Source organism: Macellibacteroides sp., from assembly GCF_050251695.1.
Taxonomy (GTDB): domain Bacteria; phylum Bacteroidota; class Bacteroidia; order Bacteroidales; family Tannerellaceae; genus Macellibacteroides; species Macellibacteroides fermentans.
In genome coordinates this window covers 1-16103 of record NZ_JBFWMI010000074.1, presented here as the reverse complement: position 1 = coordinate 16103, position 16103 = coordinate 1, and the positions used below count along the sequence as shown (strand labels likewise).

Below are 16103 nucleotides of genomic sequence, written 5' to 3'. Positions count from 1 at the left end.
AAATAGTGAAAAAGTCCGGCCCGTGAGAGTCGGACTTTTTAATTTGAATAGATAACCTTAAAAAGAATATCTTCAGGGTAGTTGTAAATGGCATATATTCAGCGGTATACGCGTTTGATAATTTAATGATCAACCTCTTTTTGGACTATTTTTGAAGAGAAATAGAACTTTTTGCGTGTAGATGGGGTTCGTAACTTTGCATCGTCATCAAATGAGTGAATATGATAAAAAGAGGTATTTTAATAGGGTTGTGTTTAGGTTTTTTGCTTACAGGTTGTGATTTAATAGAATATCATCCATATGATGTACGTATCGACGGAGAAACAAATATCAATTTAAAGAATATTGAAAAGATACAGCAGCAATGCGCCGGAAAGGATACGATCCGTTTCGCTTTTATGGGCGATTCGCAACGATGGTACGACGAGACAGCCGATTTTGTGAAACATATTAACAAGCAGGATAGCATCGATTTTGTTATCCACGGCGGAGATATCTCCGATTTTGGAATTACAAAGGAGTTTCTCTGGATCAGGGATATCATGCAGGGGCTTCGTATTCCGTATGTTGCCCTGATTGGGAATCATGATATCCTGGGTAACGGAAAAGAGGTGTTCGAACAGGTGTACGGCGACGAGAACTTTGCCTTTATTGCCGGAAATACCAAGTTTGTGTGCATGAACACCAATGCGCTGGAATACGATTATTCGCATCCGGTACCCGATTTCGATTTTATAAGCAGGGAGGCGGCGGACTCGGCCCGGTATTCTAAAACAGTGGCCGTTATGCATGTAAAGCCTTACGACGATCAGTTTAACAACAACGTAGCCCGACTGTTTCATGAGGAAATAAAGAAGTTTCCTTCGTTGCAGTTTGCTTTGCATGCCCACAACCATAAGCTGCAGACAACCGATGTGTTTAAGGATGGCATCATCTATTACGGGTGTGCCTCGATGAAGCAGCGGAATTATATGGTATTTACCTTAACTACAAACGGTTATAGTTATGAAGTTGTCAATTATTAAGAAGATAATAGTTTTTGTGGTGTTGCTGATGATGGCCTATTCGCTTACGGCTGCCGAGACGTATAGTCCGGGGGTGGAGAAGTACCATAGGGTATGGAATCACCTGATACCCCGGTACACCAAGTTGCAGTATGCCGGATCGATGGGCTTCATGTCTGTAGGTACCGGATGGCAGTATGGATCGAATCATCAGTGGGAGACGGATTTGTTACTGGGTATCGTGCCTCGGTATTCGTCTAAACGGGCCAAGGCTACCCTTACCCTGAAGCAGAACTTTATGCCGTGGAATGTGGAGCTGAATGATCGCTGGAGTCTGGAGCCCCTGGCCTGCGGGTTGTATGTAACCACGCTGCTGGATAATGAGTTCTGGACTAAGGAGCCGGAGAAGTATCCGTCTGGTTATTACGGGTTTTCCACCAAGTTGCGTGCCAATATCTTTGTGGGACAGCGCCTCTCTTTTTCGTGTGATAAAAACAATCCAAATAAAAAAGTTACGCTGTTCTATGAACTAAGTACCTCCGATTTGTATTTTATTAGTGCGGCGACCAACAAATATCTCAACCCACGCGATGTGCTTAGTCTTTCGTTTGGTGTTAAACTCCAATTATTTTAAAAGATGCCAACAAAATATATAGGCTACATAGCGCTGTTGCTTTTGATGCAGTTGATTCCGGCACGGGGGGTGGCTCAGACTACGGTGAAGGGGATGGTGCTCGATTCGATTACGGGCGAGGGACTTCCCTTCGTTTCGGTGTTGCTTAAGGGTACTAACCAGGGAACCACCACCGATGCCGATGGTTATTTTGCTCTGGCAAGCCCTTCGCGTTCCACTATGCTTGTATTTTCGTATCTGGGGTACAACGAGAAGTTGATTACCTTGAAATCAAGACGCGAAAACAACCTGAAGGTCTCTATGGCGCCTACTTCCTATGCCCTCAATGAGGTGGTTATCAAACCCGGCAAGGAGCGTTATGTTAAGAAGGGCAATCCGGCCGTGGCCTTTGTAAAGCAGGTGATTGATGCCAAAGAGAAGAATGATCCCAGAAACAAAGACTACTACGGGTACGAGAAGTATGAGAAGATGACGTTTGCCCTGAATAACTTTAACGAGGAGAAGCAGAAGAAGGGGTTGTACAAGAAGTTCGATTTCCTGAAGGACTATGTGGATACCTCGGATGTTACGGGTCAGCCTATATTGAATGTCTCCGTAAAGGAATCGCTGGAGAATGTGTACTACCGCAAAGATCCTAAGGAGGAGAAACGGGTGGTGAGCGGCATCAAGCGGTCGGGGATAGACGAGCTGTTCTCGCAGGAGGGGGTGCAGCAGTTCCTGAAGGAGGTGCTGAAGGATGTGGATCTTTTCAAGAATGATATTCCCCTTTTCCTGAACCGGTTTGTGAGTCCGCTTTCTACCATGGGGCCCTCGTTCTATAAGTATTACCTGATGGATACGGTGCAGGTAAACGGCGAACCGTGCATGGATCTGGGGTTTGTTCCTTTCAACTCGGAGTCGTTCGGCTTTACCGGGCATCTGTACATCACCCTCGATTCTACCCATTTTGTAAAGAAGGTGGCTTTGCAGATACCAAAGGATATCAACCTTAACTTTGTGGAGGGGATGCGGATCGACCAGGAGTACGACCGGGCTCCGGATGGTACCCGGCTGATCAGCCGCGACGATATATCGGTGTCTTTCAAGCTTACGGGTAAATCGGATGGGTTGCATGCGCGACGAACGGTTACCTATAAGAATCATACCTTTGATAGGCCGGCCGACGAATCGGTGTTTAACAGGCCCGGGGAGGTTATCGAACTGGCCGAGGCTAAGTTTCACGATAACGAGTTCTGGAAGCAGAACAGGCACATCCCCATCGGACAGAAGGAGCAGACCGTGGATGCCATGCTGGCCCGCCTGAGGGAGGTTCCTCTTTTCTATTATACCGAACAGGTGGTGAAGGTGCTGGTTTCGGGGTACATTCCCACGGCTGCCAAAAAGAGCAAAGTGGATATCGGACCGATGAATACGTCCATCAGCGGAAATGCGGTGGAGGGACTGCGCTTCAGGGCCGGTGCCACAACCACGGCTTACCTTAATAACCGCCTGTTTGCCGACGGCTACATGGCCTACGGTACAAAAGACCGGAAACTAAAGTATTCGGGGGGTGTGGAGTATTCGCTGATAGATAAAAAGGAGCATCCCAACGAGTTTCCGGTGCATTCCATCCGGGCCGAATATCAGTATGATGTAAATCAGCTGGGACAGCATTACCTGTATACCAACATGGATAATATGTTTCTTTCCTTTAAACGGAAGAAAGACGACCGGGTTACTTACCTCCGTAAGGCGGAGCTGAGCTACAACCGCGAGCATTATTCGGGCTTCTCCTACGGTGCCACCCTGCGGCATAAAACCGAGACAGCTACTGCCTATGTGCCGTTTCTGCAGAAGGAGGGCGACGGACTTACACGGGCTGTTAACGATTATTCCATGGGTGAAATGGAGTTCAGGTTGCGCTTTGCCCCGGGCGAAAAGTATTACCAGACACGTAACCACCGTATCCCCATCACCTTCGATGCGCCTATCTTTACCCTTTCGCACATTGTTGCCCGTAAGGGGGTGCTGGGTGCCGATTACGACTACAACCGTACGGATCTGGGTTTCCAGAAGCGTTTCTGGTTCTCGGCCTTCGGGTATACGGATGTGATTCTGAAGGCGGGTAAGATATGGGATAAGGTGCCTTTCCCGTTGCTGATGATTCCCAACGCCAACCTGTCGTACACCATTCAGTACGAATCGTATGCGTTGATGAATGCCATGGAGTTTCTGAACGACCGGTATGCTTCGTGGGATCTTACCTATTTCGGAAACGGGGTGTTGTTTAACCGTCTGCCGCTGGTAAAAGAGCTGAAGTGGAGAGAGGTGCTTACCTTTAGAGGATTGTACGGCGACCTGAGCGATAAGAACAATCCGGCCAAGAGCGACGGCCTGTTCTTGTTTCCGGAAGGGTCTTACCAGATGGGTAAAAAACCGTATATGGAAGTTGGAGTAGGGGTGGAGAACATTTTGCGGTTTCTGCGCTTCGACTATGTATGGCGACTAACCTACAGGGAGTTACCGGATGTAGATACCAGCGGCCTGCGTGTTAGTCTGCATTTTACTTTTTGATTTGGGTGGTGCGCATCCGTTAAAGAGGAGTAATGCGTTACGTTTTATCTAAAATAAACATGTAATACTGTTTTAATATTAAAATAAATTATAATTTTGTGGTGTATTCTTTGTAAAAAGGAATCGCTTATAACGACTTTTGGAACAGAAATGAAGAAAACCAGACCAATTTAGCGCAATGCTTTATTGTACATTTGTACCCGGTTTTCGGAGTTACCGGCAGTTCGCTGCCGTTTTTCGATCATTAAGATTTTTGGGATCTAATTTAATGAATAAATGAAAATGAAAGTAGAAGTTAAACCAGCCAGCGGGAAGCTGGGGGTTTTAGTTGTAGGTGTAGGAGGAGCCGTATCGACTACCTTTATAGTAGGAACATTGGCAGTAAGAAAGGGATTAGCCACTCCAATCGGATCAATCACACAGTTGGCCACCATGCGATTGGGTAAAAGAAATGAGAATAACTTCCCTAAGATAAAAGATATCGTTCCATTGGCGACGTTGGATGATATCGTATTTGGCGGATGGGATATATTCCCGGAAGATGTGTATGCTGCTGCAAAGCATGCCGAGGTACTTACCGATAAGGATCTGGAAGGTGTTAAAGACGAATTGGTAGCCATCAAACCGATGAAGGCCGCTTTCGATCAGAACTTTGTAAAACGTTTGAACGGTACACATGTGAAAGAGGCCGACACCCGTTGGGAGCTGATGGAGCAGGTGCGCGAGGATATCCGTAACTTCAAGGCTCAGAATAACTGCGATCGCGTAGTTGTAATTTGGGCTGCCAGCACGGAAATCTATTTGCCGTTGGCCGACGAACACCAGACACTGGAAGGTTTCCGCAAAGCCATGAAGGAAAACAACGTGGAACAAATTGCTCCAAGTATGTGTTATGCCTATGCTGCCATCGCAGAAGGTGCTCCGTTTATTATGGGTGCTCCTAACTTGTGCGTGGATATGCCGGCTATGTGGGAATTCTCTAAAGAGATGAATGTACCCATCTGCGGAAAGGACTTCAAGACAGGTCAGACTATGCTTAAGACCGTATTGGCTCCGATGCTTAAAACACGTATGTTAGGTCTGGACGGTTGGTTCTCTACCAACATTCTGGGTAACCGCGACGGCGAAGTGCTGGACGATCCGGATTCATTCAAGACTAAAGAGGTCAGCAAGCTTTCGGTTATCGATACCATCCTGCAGCCCGAGTTGTATCCGGAGTTGTACAAGAATATTTACCACAAGGTACGTATCAACTATTACCCACCGCGCAAAGACAACAAAGAGGGTTGGGATAATATCGACCTTGTTGGATGGATGGGTTACCCGATGCAGTTGAAGGTTGACTTCCTGTGCCGCGACTCGATCCTGGCTGCTCCGCTTTGTCTGGACTTGGTATTGTTTGCCGACCTGGCTTTGCGTTGTAATTTCTCGGGTATTCAGAGTTGGTTGTCGTTCTATTTCAAGAGTCCGATGCACGACTTCGAACATGTTCCCGAACACGATTTGTTTATACAGTATATCAAGCTGAAAAATACATTGCGCACCATCATCGGTGAAGAGACATTGGATTATATCGATTGATATAGTAACTATAGATTGAAGTAAAAAGAAACCCTGCGAAGGCATTGAATCCGGTTCAATGCCTTCCGGGTTTTGTTTGTATATAATTTTGATAGGTATGAAATATGCAATTATAGCAGCAGGTCTCGGATCGCGTCTGCAATCAGAAGGGGTGTCGTTGCCCAAGCCGTTGGTAAAGCTTAATGGCGAGGCGATGATCGACCGGTTGATCCGGATATTCGTGGCCAACCATGCCGAGTCGGTGAGTGTAATTGTGAACGAAGAGATGAAAGAGGTGCAGGAACACCTCAAATCGCTCTCGTTGCCTGTGCCCTTACACCTTGTAATTAAGAGTACACCAAGCTCTATGCACAGCTTTTTTGAGCTTTCGCCTTCGCTGGAGGGTGGCAAGTTCTGTCTTACTACGGTAGACACCATCTTTAAGGAAGATGAGTTTGCCAGTTATATCAAGGCATTTGAACAGGATGACATATACGACGGACTGATGGCTGTAACCGATTACATAGACGACGAAAAACCGCTATACGTTGCAACGGACCCATCGCTTTCGGTTACCGGTTTTATGGATAGCGCGTATCCCGGTGCCCGGTATATCTCGGGGGGTATCTATTGCCTTAATCAGGCAGGAATACATACGCTGCACGGCTGTATGAACGACGGGGTGTCGCGCATGCGCAATTATCAGCGCAGGTTGGTAGAGGAGGGGGTGCAGCTTAAAGCCTACCCGTTTTCAAAGATTATTGATGTCGATCATGCGGAAGACATCCAAAAAGCAGAAAATTTTATTTATTAATAGTTTTCGGGTAAATGAAACAAAATAAAATCGCCGGCATTGTACGGGGCAACTGCTATTCACCCAATCATGTGGGAAACGATGCGGCTGTTTTTAATGAGACGATCCGCCACCTTGAGTTGGCCGGATACGAGGTTACTACTTATACAGAGGAAGATGTATTGAACCGGGAAGTTTTGGAACCGGTTATCTTCACCATGGCACGAAGTAAGGAGGTCGTGGAAAAATTAAAAGAATACGAAAACAGGGGAGCTGTGGTGGTGAATTCGGGTTATGGTATTTCCAATTGTACCCGCGAGCAGATGACGCGTCTGCTGGTAGACAATAACATACCTCATCCCAGAAGTATTATAACTCCCACCAAAGATCATCATATTGCCCAGCGTCTGAAAGAAGAGGGTATGGATAATTGCTGGATCAAACGGGGCGATTTCCATGCGATACACCGCGAAGATGTAACCTACGTACGACATATCGAAGAGGCCGAAGGTATCTTAAGCGAATATGCCCTGCGTGGTATTCCCAATGCAGTGATAAACGATCACCTGGCGGGCGACCTGGTTAAGTTTTACGGTGTGGCCGGAAGTGATTTCTTCTATTGGTTTTATCCGTTTAATATGAATCACAGTAAATTCGGACACGAGCAGATTAACGGTAAAGCTACAGGGATTGCCTTTTCGGTGGAGGATATGCACGCTATATGCGAACGTTCTGCCCAGGTGCTGAAGGTTAAGATTTATGGCGGCGACTGTATCATTTCGCCCGAAGGCGAGATTCGTATCATCGATTTTAACGACTGGCCCAGTTTTGCCCCTTGCAGAGATCAGGCTGCACCTCATATAGCACGTTGTATTATTGAAAGTGGTAAGGATTTATTGGCATGAAAGAAGAAATTAAATCTACGCTGAAGTCGATGGACACCGAAGAGTTTATCGACCTGGCGTTTTACAGGCCCATCGGTTATCTGTGGGCCAAATTATTTGAACGGTTACACATAACCCCCAACGCTGTTAGCGTGGCTTCCATCTTTTTGGGTGTGGCTGCCGGCGTATTGTTTTATTTTGATGATCTTGCCTATACTATTCCGGGCATCTTGTTGCTTATCTGGGCGAACTCTTTCGATAGCGCCGACGGACAGCTGGCTCGTATGACGGGGCAGTATTCGCGTCTGGGACGTGTACTGGATGGTGTTTGCGGCGATATCTGGTTTATCACCATCTATGCGGCTATCTGCTTTAGGCTTACCCCCGAGTTTGGTATTTGGATTTGGCTGATGGCTGCCGTAGCCGGGTATTTTCATAGTATGCAGGCTTCCATGGCCGATTATTACAGAAACTTCCACCTCTATTTCCTGAAAGGGAAGAAGGGCAGCGAGCTTGAAGATTCGTCTATCCTGGTGGCACGTAACAAGGAAATTACCTGGAAATCGGATCCGGTGGAGAAGTTCTTCATGTTCTTTTATGTTCCTTATACTCAGAAACAGGAACAGCGGACGCCTGCCATGCAGAAGTTTCGTACCACACTTCGTAACGTGTACGGCGACCGCGAAATGCCCCAGTGGTTGCGCGAGCATTTCCGTACGCTGAGCAAGCCTTTGATGAAGTATACCAATATCCTGTCGTTCAATACGCGTGTAATTGTGCTTTTCGTATCCCTGCTGATCGATATGCCCTGGATATACTTCGTATTCGAACTTACGGTGCTGAACGGGTTGTTGCTGTATATGCGCACCACCCACGAACGGATCTGCAAAGAAACAGAACAACTTGTATTAAATAAAGAGAATAAAGCATGATTAAAGGTTTGATTTTTGACTATGGAGCCACCATCGATTCCAATGGTACGCATTGGGCGGAAGTTATCTGGAACCAATACCAGACGGCCGGTGTGCCTATCTCCAAAGCCAACTTTCGCGACGCGTATGTGTATGCCGAAAGAGCCCTGGCCGTAAATCCGTACATTAAACCGGAGGATAATTTCCTGCGGTTGATGCAGGTGAAGATCAGGATCGAGTTCGACTACCTGCTGGGCGAAGGGATCTTATCTAAGAACGATACAACCGATTCTGTAATCGATGCCATTGCCACCGGCTGTTACGAAGATGCCCGTAAGTCGGTTGAGGCTGCCAAGGCTACGCTGGATGTATTGTCTGCCCGTTATCCCATGGTGCTGGTATCCAATTTCTATGGTAATATTCAGGCTGTGCTGGATGACTTCAAACTAACATCCTATTTCCCGGTTGTGATTGAATCGGCCGTAGTGGGGGTGCGTAAACCGGATCCGGCTATTTTCCGTCTGGGAGTGGAGGCGCTTGCCCTGCAACCCGAAGAGGTGGTGGTGATAGGTGACTCGTACCGCAAAGATATTCAGCCTGCACAGTCGCTGGGATGCGACACAATCTGGATTAAAGGAGCCGGATGGGACGATTCCGAGGCGGCTGTTCAACACGATAAAATTATTACTGATATAGCGCAGCTACAGGAGCTTTTGTAAATTGCTCCGTAGCTGTAGATAGACTTTAGTCGGTTTCTACCGGCCTATTGCTTGCCTTTTCTGAATTCGGCGGGCGATTGGCCGGTATGTTTTTTAAAGAACTTACCGAAGGTGGACTGGTTGGAGAAGTTAAGCATATCCGACACCTGTTGCACCGTCATATTGGGTGTTTTAAGTAATATCTTGGCATCCAGGATAAGCGAATGGTCGATCCAGTTGTTGGTGGTCTTGCCGGTGAGCTCCTTCAGGACGGCCGAGAGGTACTGGGGGGTGATGCACATCTTGCCGGCATAGAAGCTAACGGAGTGTTCTTCGCGGCTGTGCTTGAACATCAGTTTCAGAAATTGCTGGAACAGCTCTTCCTTACGAGATAGTTCGAAAGGTACGATGTCGTTCTTCTTAAAGATGATGTTTTTTAGTTCGAAAAACAGGTGGAACAACAAGGACTGGATTGCCTCTTTGTGGAACAGATGCTCTTTGGCTTCGGCCCGTTTGCGGATCAACGTAAACAAGGTATCCAGCACGGATACCTCTTCGTCGGTAAGCTCTACACTGGGGTTTTTGCGTAAGAACATATACTGCAACGAATTATCACCGTCATCGTTCTTCTTAGGCATATTGCTAAGCATATCTTTCGATATCACCATGATTTTGCCTTCCAGTTCTTCGGGCCTGCACTGTACTTCCAATATATGATCGGGTAGAATAAAAAACAGGGTGTTTGCCTGCAGAGGAAATTTTAGATAGTCAACGTTGATGGTAACTTCTCCTTTTGTAAGCAGAATCAGACAAAGTCCGTTGATACGTACGCTCATGGGGGCATCTTCTGCCAGATACTCCGCACAATTATCTGCTGCTTTGAATTTTGTTTGAAGCAATTCGATCACCAAATCGTTGGAAAAAGAGTGGGGGTGACCGATATTTTCGTTAATCTGTATAATGTCTATCAGTGGTAAATCAGCCGATTTCATATTTGTTGTTCTTTTTTAAGATGCCAAAAGTAGTGTTTTTATGTAATTGGGCCTACATTTGCGGGGATAAACGCAATTAAATAGACATAAATAATGAAACATACCATTTATATTCTTATATTGGGAATTTTGTTTTTCTGTACACCTTTACGTGCTCAAGAAAAGAACAAACCTTTCCAGCACCTGTCCCTTTCGCTTGGGGCAGGAACCATGGGTGCCGGTCTGCAGCTTACCGCCCCTTTACATCCTCACTGGGCCTTGCGTGCCGGCTTTGATGCCCTTCCGCTGGATATTTCGTTCAACTATTACGAAGGAGAATACGAGGTTGCCACCAATTCGACCGTCAAATTCCTGAACGGTAATGTGTTGGCAGATTGGTATCCGATGCGAAACGGACTCTTTCATGTAACCGGAGGGGTATTTCTGGGGGAGAGCTCTGCCAAAGGGGTGGCAAGGAGTGCGCGGTCGTACACCCTGAACGGACATACATTCGAACCCGAATACTTCGGTACGGCCCATGTTACCGTTAAAACGGCCTTTGCCAAACCCTACCTGGGTATAGGTTTGGGACGGGCCACACCCCGGTCGAGGTGGGCCTTCAGAACCGAATTGGGGGTGATGTACCACGGAACTCCCCGGGTGGAGGTGGTGAACAATACCGTATTTTTATTGTCTATAGGTGATTTGCCCGAGTTGAAGGAAGAGGTGGTGAAATATAAATTTTACCCTCAGCTTTCATTCAAGGTGGCCTATAGGCTGTTTTAAGCCCTTTACGCAATCCTTTTTTTAAAGATGCTGCGCAGCCTTTGTTAGGTTTTGAATAATTCTTATTACCTTTGGCGGTCATTTATAGAAAATAAGAACAAACTTATACAACGATGAATATATCTTACAACTGGCTGAAGGAATATCTTGATTTTGATTTACAGCCTGAAGAAGTTGCCGCAGCGCTTACCTCTATTGGTCTGGAAACAGGCGGTGTAGAAGAGGTTCAAACAATTAAAGGCGGATTGGAAGGTCTGGTAATAGGTGAAGTGCTTACCTGCGAAGAGCATCCTAATTCGGATCACCTGCATGTAACAACCGTAAATGTGGGACAGGGTGACCCGTTGCAGATTGTGTGCGGTGCCCCCAACGTGGCAGCCGGACAGAAAGTAGTTGTTGCTGTAAATGGCACCAAGCTCTACGACGGCGAAGAATCCTTTACCATCAAGCGTTCTAAAATACGCGGTATCGAATCGAACGGAATGATCTGTGCCGAAGACGAAATCGGTATCGGAACCGACCATGCCGGAATCATCGTACTTCCCGAAACGGCTGTTGTAGGAACGCTGGCTAAAGACTATTATAATGTAAAGAGCGACTATGTGCTGGAGGTGGATATCACTCCCAACCGTGTAGATGCTACTTCGCACTATGGTGTGGCACGCGACCTGGCTGCCTACCTGAAACAAAATAAGGTGAAGGCTACGCTTACACGTCCTTCGATAGAGGCCTTTAAGATTGACGATCCTTCGCCTGCCATTGAAGTGGTGGTTGAAAACACGGAGGCTTGTCCGCGTTACTCGGGTATCACCATCAAAGGGGTGACCGTAAAGGAGAGCCCGGAATGGTTGCAGAACCGGTTGAACGTTATCGGTCTGCGCCCCATCAATAATATTGTAGATATTACAAATTACATACTTCATGAACTTGGTCAGCCGTTGCACGCTTTCGATGCGGCAAAGGTAGCCGGCGGTAAAGTGGTTGTAAAGACGCAGCCCGAAGGTACTTCCTTCGTTACGCTTGACGGGGTTACCCGCACCCTTACCGATCGCGACCTGATGATCTGTAACGCCTCCGAAGCCATGTGTATCGGCGGTGTATTTGGCGGTCTGGATTCGGGCGTAACCGAAGCGACTACCGACGTGTTCCTGGAATCGGCCTATTTCCATCCAACCTGGATTCGTAAAACAGCCCGTCGCTTCGGTCTGAATACGGATGCATCGTTCCGTTTTGAACGTGGTCTGGATCCCAACAATACAGTATACGTTCTAAAGCGTGCCGCCCTCCTTATCAAGGAGATTGCCGGAGGAACCATTTGCGGACAGATTCAGGATGTATATCCCGAAGCCGTTAAGCCTTACAGTGTTTCTGTAACTTACAACAAGATAAACACCCTGATCGGAAAAGAGATACCGGCCGAAACGGTTAAGAGTATCCTTGAAAGTCTGGAGATGGAGATCGTTTCGGAAACAGCCGAAGGCCTGCAACTGAACGTTCCTGTATACCGTGTGGACGTACAACGCGACGTAGACGTGATTGAAGATATTCTGCGTATCTATGGCTACAACAACGTTGATTTCAGCGACAGCGTGAAGTCTAACCTGAGCTATAAGACTCCGACCGACCGTAGCTACGAACTGCAGCAGCTTATCTCGGAACAGCTTTGCGGAAGCGGATTCAACGAAATAATGAATAACTCGCTTACACGTGCGGGCTACTACGAAGGTTTGTCTACTTACCCTGCATCGCATGCAGTAATGTTGATGAATCCGCTTAGTGCAGACCTGAACTGTATGCGCCAGACGCTTCTGTTTGGTGGTTTGGAAAGTATTGCCCACAACCGCAACCGTAAGAATGGCGACATCAAGTTCTTCGAGTTCGGTAACTGCTACGATTACGATACTGACAAGGTAAAGGAAAACGAAACCTTATCGGCTTTCACCGAAGAATTCCGTCTCGGACTTTGGGTAAGCGGTAACAAGGTATCCAATAACTGGGCGCATGCCGACGAGAAAGCAACCGTTTACGAACTGAAAGCCTATGTAGAGAATATTCTGGTACGTCTGGGTGTGAATACGGGTAAGCTTGTATTCGGCAACCTGACGAACGACATCTATTCGGCTGCTCTCAGCATTACTACCGGTGCAGGTCGTCAGCTGGGTACACTGGGTGTTGTAAATAAGAAGCTATGCAAAGGGATGGACATAGACGGCGAGGTTTATTATGCCGAACTGTCGTGGACACTGCTTATGAAGGAGATTAAGAAGAGCAAGGTTACCTATAGCGAAATCTCTAAATTCCCTGCCGTTAAGCGCGACCTGGCTTTGTTGCTGAATAAGAGCGTACAATTTGCCGAAATACAGAAAATTGCTTTCGACAGCGACCGCAAACTTCTTAAGAAAGTAGAGCTGTTCGACGTTTACGAAGGTAAGAACCTGTTGCCGGGTAAAAAGTCGTACGCCGTAAGCTTCTACCTTCAGGACGAAGAAAAGACGCTTACCGACAAGCAAATTGATGCCATCATGAAGAAGATCCAGACTAATCTGGAACAGAAGCTTGAGGCCCAACTAAGATAATTATCTATTATAAAATATAATTAAATAAACAATATGGGAAGAGCGTTCGAATATCGTAAAGCGAGAAAAATGAAACGTTGGGGTAATATGGCCCGTGTTTTTACAAAATTGGGTAAGGAAATTACCATTGCAGTAAAAACAGGAGGACCCGACCCCGAAACCAATCCCCGTCTGCGTGTGCTTATTCAGACTTCCAAGAAAGAGAACATGCCCAAAGAAAACGTGGAACGCGCCATCAAGAAGGCAAGCTCCAAGGATTTTACGGACTACAAGGAGATGAACTACGAAGGATACGGACCATACGGTATCGCTATCTTTGTAGAAACAGCCACAGACAATACCACCCGTACAGTGGCCAACGTACGCAGCTATTTCAATAAACTTGGCGGATCGCTGGGAACTACAGGTAGCCTGGAATTCCTTTTCGACCACAAGTGTGTATTCCACGTAGCTAAGAAAGAGGGTATCTCGTTGGAAGATCTCGAGCTGGAACTGATCGACTACGGAGTGGATGAGCTGGAAGAAGACGAAAACGAAATTGTAATTTATGGCGAATTCGCCCAAAATTCAAACATCCAGAAATACCTGGAAGAAAACGGATTCGAAATCAGCAGCGCCGAGTTTGAACGTATCCCCAACGATACAAAATCTGTAACACCCGAACAGCGTGAGCAGATTGAGAAGCTTATCGATAAGCTGGAAGACGACGAAGATGTACAAAACGTTTTCCATAATATGAAGGAGGAAGACGAGGAGTAATCCCTGATTCCCTTATCAATCTCAGGAAATAGAAAGCCTTCCGACAGCTACATCAAGTAGCCCGGAAGGCTTTTGTATTATATTTCTTTTGTGCTAGAGCAGCTTCACTCTGATCACCTCGTTGATGTTGGTTGTATAGCGTGGAGAGAGATGTTCCTGTTTCATCTTCCAGGTGCGGAACTCCTGGGCTGCAAGCTTGAGTACCGGATTTCCAAATTTATTATTCAGTTTGTCTATCGTTTGCATCAGCGATTTATGACGTGGATCCGAATTAAAGAACAGAGAGGGTTGAAGCTCTGTTTCATTAATAAAATCCATCAGTATCACTCCGGCTCTTTTATAACGGAATTCATTTTTAAAGATACGATCTAATGCAGAGGTGGCAGCCTTACTTAATTCGATGGACGAAGAGGTTGGAAACGGTAATTTAAGATGAAGGCTATTGCTGTATTGTTCGCATGCATCGCCAAATCGATTGGTTGAGATAAAAACGATCAATGAACGGCAAAACGATTTTTGCCTCCGGAGTTTTTCGGCTGCTGTTACGGCAAAGGTGGTGATTCTCTCACTAATCTCTTCCTGTTTGGTATATTCTTTCTCGAAAGTCCGCGTGATGGCAATGCTTTGTCTTTTCTCTTTCAATTCCATGTCGTGGGCTTTGAACCCGTTCAGCTCTTCCAGTAATTTTACTCCGTTGATAGTCATATGGCGCCTTACCCACTCTTTGTCCAGTAGTGAAAACTCGTAGGCGGTTTGTACACCGATAGCCTTTAATTTAATGGCTTGCCGGCGTCCTATACCCCAAACATCTTCCACCTTAAGCCACTTTAGTGCTTTGATACGACGCAGCTCCGAATCAATCACATAACTGCCTCCCGTGCGGTCGTGAAACTTTTTAGCAATGTGATTGGCCACTTTCGCCAACGTTTTGGTAGGGGCAATACCCACACTGACAGGTATTCCGGTCCATTTAAGTACATGAGACCTCATGCGTAGTCCGTAGTCTGTAAAATCTTCCTGTATCCCGTCCAGATTCAAAAAACATTCGTCGATACTGTATATCTCCTGTTCCGGACTATACCCGGATAGTATGCTCATAACCCGCTGACTCATATCTCCATACAATGGGAAATTGGCAGAGAATACGGCAATTTGGTTACGTTCTACCAGATGTTGAATCTGAAACGCCGGTACAGCCATCCCTACACCCAATGCTTTTGCTTCGTTGCTTCGTGCAATAACACATCCATCGTTATTGGAAAGAACGACGACAGGTTTACCGTTGAGTGACGGATTGAACATCCTTTCGCAGGAGGCATAAAAATTATTACAGTCAACCAGCGCAAACATTATACCTTTTTAATTACATAGGTGACAATTCCCCAGATTGTAAAATCGTTATCCTTGTTCACCTCTATTACCGGATAGTCGGGGTTGGAGGGAACAAGCAGGCACCGGTCTTTTTCAATTCGGATTTTCTTGACGGTAAACTCTCCGTCAACAAAGCAAACTGCAATCTTTCCATCTTGCGGGTCCAGACTACGATCCACAACCAACAGATCGCCTTCGCTCAGGTCGGTATCCATCGATACGCCGTTTACCAAAGCAAAATAGGTAGCTGCAGGATGTTTTATGATGTATTTGTTCAAATCGATCGCCTGAGCTATAAAGTCTTGAGCCGGCGAAGGAAATCCCGCCTTAACTCCACCAATCAATGGAATTTCGGTTTCGTTATCTCCGGAAGCGGAGTAAAGGTCAAGGTTGGCGGACGAATGTAGCTTGGTTACCATTTCTGTTTTATGTTTGGTACAAAGATACAAAAAAGAGAAAAGCAACAGGCCGACTTCACCAAAGGAAAGTCGGCCTGCCGTATTAATTGAGAAATGTAAATCAGAACCTGGTATCCGATAAACGGGCCGCTGTTTCGTTGAACGAGCTGATCAGTTGATGCATCACGGAATCTACTGTAGGACA

15 protein-coding genes are annotated in these 16103 nt (G+C 46.4%); 11 read left to right on the top strand and 4 right to left on the bottom strand.

All coding sequences use genetic code 11. From position 1 onward, the window contains the following. The first annotated feature begins 221 nt into the window (after positions 1–221). The 8 genes from AB7E53_RS11070 to AB7E53_RS11035 all read left to right on the top strand — a co-directional run bounded on the left by AB7E53_RS11070 (position 222) and on the right by AB7E53_RS11035 (position 9058). Complete coding sequence (locus tag AB7E53_RS11070; RefSeq protein ID WP_446775673.1) at positions 222–1025, top strand: metallophosphoesterase family protein; 804 nt, start codon at positions 222–224, stop codon at positions 1023–1025. After that, a complete protein-coding gene (locus AB7E53_RS11065) occupies positions 1006–1638 on the top strand; it encodes a hypothetical protein (protein WP_421467336.1) in 633 nt (210 codons plus the stop codon). The genes AB7E53_RS11070 and AB7E53_RS11065 overlap by 20 nt, the downstream gene beginning before the upstream one ends. Before the next feature lie 3 nt (positions 1639–1641). Then, on the top strand, positions 1642–4191 hold the full coding sequence (locus tag AB7E53_RS11060) for a DUF5686 family protein (protein ID WP_446775672.1): 2550 nt from the start codon (positions 1642–1644) through the stop codon (positions 4189–4191). 282 nt (positions 4192–4473) lie between these two features. Further along, the gene (locus tag AB7E53_RS11055; RefSeq protein ID WP_446775675.1) at positions 4474–5772 is read left to right on the top strand and encodes an inositol-3-phosphate synthase; all 1299 of its coding nucleotides are present in this window, start codon (positions 4474–4476) and stop codon (positions 5770–5772) included. A 97-nt stretch (positions 5773–5869) separates the two neighbouring features. Next, complete coding sequence (locus AB7E53_RS11050; RefSeq protein WP_446775670.1) at positions 5870–6565, top strand: nucleotidyltransferase family protein; 696 nt, start codon at positions 5870–5872, stop codon at positions 6563–6565. A 14-nt stretch (positions 6566–6579) separates the two neighbouring features. After that, positions 6580–7449, top strand: coding sequence for a hypothetical protein (locus tag AB7E53_RS11045; RefSeq protein WP_446775668.1), 870 nt, complete (start codon positions 6580–6582; stop codon positions 7447–7449). Next, the gene (locus tag AB7E53_RS11040; RefSeq protein ID WP_446772290.1) at positions 7446–8360 is read left to right on the top strand and encodes a CDP-alcohol phosphatidyltransferase family protein; all 915 of its coding nucleotides are present in this window, start codon (positions 7446–7448) and stop codon (positions 8358–8360) included. Before AB7E53_RS11045 ends, AB7E53_RS11040 begins: the two co-directional genes overlap by 4 nt. Continuing rightward, positions 8357–9058 carry an HAD family hydrolase gene (locus AB7E53_RS11035; RefSeq protein WP_350457011.1) on the top strand — a complete coding sequence of 234 codons (702 nt, stop codon included), beginning with the start codon at positions 8357–8359 and terminating at the stop codon, positions 9056–9058. The genes AB7E53_RS11040 and AB7E53_RS11035 overlap by 4 nt, the downstream gene beginning before the upstream one ends. A 44-nt stretch (positions 9059–9102) precedes the next feature. On the opposite strand, the gene AB7E53_RS11030 is transcribed toward AB7E53_RS11035, so the two are convergent. Further along, positions 9103–10029 carry a helix-turn-helix domain-containing protein gene (locus AB7E53_RS11030; RefSeq protein ID WP_446775666.1) on the bottom strand — a complete coding sequence of 309 codons (927 nt, stop codon included), beginning with the start codon at positions 10027–10029 and terminating at the stop codon, positions 9103–9105. Between the two features lie 93 nt (positions 10030–10122). Between AB7E53_RS11030 and AB7E53_RS11025 the strand changes: the two genes are divergently transcribed. The 3 genes from AB7E53_RS11025 to AB7E53_RS11015 all read left to right on the top strand — a co-directional run bounded on the left by AB7E53_RS11025 (position 10123) and on the right by AB7E53_RS11015 (position 14129). After that, a complete protein-coding gene (locus AB7E53_RS11025) occupies positions 10123–10794 on the top strand; it encodes a hypothetical protein (RefSeq protein WP_446775665.1) in 672 nt (223 codons plus the stop codon). A gap of 113 nt (positions 10795–10907) precedes the next feature. Further along, a complete protein-coding gene (gene pheT / locus AB7E53_RS11020) occupies positions 10908–13370 on the top strand; it encodes a phenylalanine--tRNA ligase subunit beta (RefSeq protein ID WP_446775663.1) in 2463 nt (820 codons plus the stop codon). 33 nt (positions 13371–13403) lie between these two features. Further along, positions 13404–14129 (top strand): YebC/PmpR family DNA-binding transcriptional regulator, encoded by a 726-nt coding sequence (locus tag AB7E53_RS11015; RefSeq protein WP_068186063.1) that lies wholly within the window; start codon positions 13404–13406, stop codon positions 14127–14129. A gap of 93 nt (positions 14130–14222) precedes the next feature. Here the strand turns inward: AB7E53_RS11015 and AB7E53_RS11010 are convergent, their stop codons facing one another. The 3 genes from AB7E53_RS11010 to AB7E53_RS11000 all read right to left on the bottom strand — a co-directional run. Continuing rightward, a complete protein-coding gene (locus AB7E53_RS11010; protein ID WP_446775662.1) occupies positions 14223–15479 on the bottom strand; it encodes a Y-family DNA polymerase in 1257 nt (418 codons plus the stop codon). Continuing rightward, entirely contained in the window at positions 15479–15919 is a 441-nt protein-coding gene (locus tag AB7E53_RS11005; protein WP_068186072.1) for a LexA family protein, read from the bottom strand. The genes AB7E53_RS11010 and AB7E53_RS11005 overlap by 1 nt, the downstream gene beginning before the upstream one ends. Next, a partial coding sequence (locus AB7E53_RS11000; protein ID WP_446775660.1) for a hypothetical protein occupies positions 15913–16103 on the bottom strand: 191 nt, incomplete at its 5' end. The genes AB7E53_RS11000 and AB7E53_RS11005, both read right to left, overlap by 7 nt.

Excerpts from the sequence above, each read along its gene's own strand:
- AB7E53_RS11070 (WP_446775673.1), top strand. The coding sequence starts at position 222 with ATGATAAAAAGAGGTATTTTAATAGGGTTGTGTTTAGGTTTTTTGCTT.
- AB7E53_RS11065 (WP_421467336.1), top strand. The coding sequence starts at position 1,006 with ATGAAGTTGTCAATTATTAAGAAGATAATAGTTTTTGTGGTGTTGCTG.
- AB7E53_RS11060 (WP_446775672.1), top strand. The coding sequence starts at position 1,642 with ATGCCAACAAAATATATAGGCTACATAGCGCTGTTGCTTTTGATGCAG.
- AB7E53_RS11055 (WP_446775675.1), top strand. The coding sequence starts at position 4,474 with ATGAAAGTAGAAGTTAAACCAGCCAGCGGGAAGCTGGGGGTTTTAGTT.
- AB7E53_RS11050 (WP_446775670.1), top strand. The coding sequence starts at position 5,870 with ATGAAATATGCAATTATAGCAGCAGGTCTCGGATCGCGTCTGCAATCA.
- AB7E53_RS11045 (WP_446775668.1), top strand. The coding sequence starts at position 6,580 with ATGAAACAAAATAAAATCGCCGGCATTGTACGGGGCAACTGCTATTCA.
- AB7E53_RS11040 (WP_446772290.1), top strand. The coding sequence starts at position 7,446 with ATGAAAGAAGAAATTAAATCTACGCTGAAGTCGATGGACACCGAAGAG.
- AB7E53_RS11035 (WP_350457011.1), top strand. The coding sequence starts at position 8,357 with ATGATTAAAGGTTTGATTTTTGACTATGGAGCCACCATCGATTCCAAT.
- AB7E53_RS11030 (WP_446775666.1), bottom strand. The coding sequence starts at position 10,029 with ATGAAATCGGCTGATTTACCACTGATAGACATTATACAGATTAACGAA.
- AB7E53_RS11025 (WP_446775665.1), top strand. The coding sequence starts at position 10,123 with ATGAAACATACCATTTATATTCTTATATTGGGAATTTTGTTTTTCTGT.
- pheT (WP_446775663.1), top strand. The coding sequence starts at position 10,908 with ATGAATATATCTTACAACTGGCTGAAGGAATATCTTGATTTTGATTTA.
- AB7E53_RS11015 (WP_068186063.1), top strand. The coding sequence starts at position 13,404 with ATGGGAAGAGCGTTCGAATATCGTAAAGCGAGAAAAATGAAACGTTGG.
- AB7E53_RS11010 (WP_446775662.1), bottom strand. The coding sequence starts at position 15,479 with ATGTTTGCGCTGGTTGACTGTAATAATTTTTATGCCTCCTGCGAAAGG.
- AB7E53_RS11005 (WP_068186072.1), bottom strand. The coding sequence starts at position 15,919 with ATGGTAACCAAGCTACATTCGTCCGCCAACCTTGACCTTTACTCCGCT.